The organism is Citrobacter sp. VF227 (assembly GCF_052950715.1).
Genome location: NZ_JBRFVF010000292.1, coordinates 1 through 500, shown reverse-complemented (window position 1 = coordinate 500; position 500 = coordinate 1). Strand labels below are relative to the sequence as shown.

Below are 500 nucleotides of genomic sequence, written 5' to 3'. Positions count from 1 at the left end.
CATCAGGTTCCTCTCAGGCCTTTCGCCTATTTCTCAGATAACGCAAAACCTGCACTGCCCGGCGCAACCACGGAGACAAATATGAAAGGTCCTGGACCAGAGTTCACGGCACCATGTACTTGCCCAGGCTTTGCAATGGCAATATCTCCAGCTTTAAGATGAATTTCTACGCCGTTGCCTTGATAATACTTGGCCTCACCTGAGATAACCGTCCAAGTATCTTGGCCGTGAGGATGGACATGGGCAGCTATTTCCTGCCTAGGGTAGGCGTGCCAAACTACAACGACAGAATCGTTGGTCTCCAGAACAACTGAACGGATCGGTTCGCCGTTAGACGGACGGACATATTCGTCCACCGAAAAAATCCGCGATTCCGTTTCTGCTTTCATGTTCACACTCCATTCCTGCACCGCAAGGTGACGTGCATCTGGCACTAACACCAAGACGAAGCCTTGATCTTGATGGGGGCGGAGAAGCTCGACACGCCGAACGGCATCATG

Annotated in this window: 1 protein-coding gene; it reads right to left on the bottom strand. The window is 51.8% G+C overall.

Annotated features, from left to right (window positions below; all coding sequences use genetic code 11):
* Positions 1–26 precede the first annotated feature (26 nt).
* Complete coding sequence (locus ACU8YC_RS26370) at positions 27–389, bottom strand: cupin domain-containing protein (protein ID WP_071534424.1); 363 nt, start codon at positions 387–389, stop codon at positions 27–29.
* Positions 390–500 lie beyond the last annotated feature (111 nt).

Excerpts from the sequence above, each read along its gene's own strand:
- ACU8YC_RS26370 (WP_071534424.1), bottom strand. The coding sequence starts at position 389 with ATGAAAGCAGAAACGGAATCGCGGATTTTTTCGGTGGACGAATATGTC.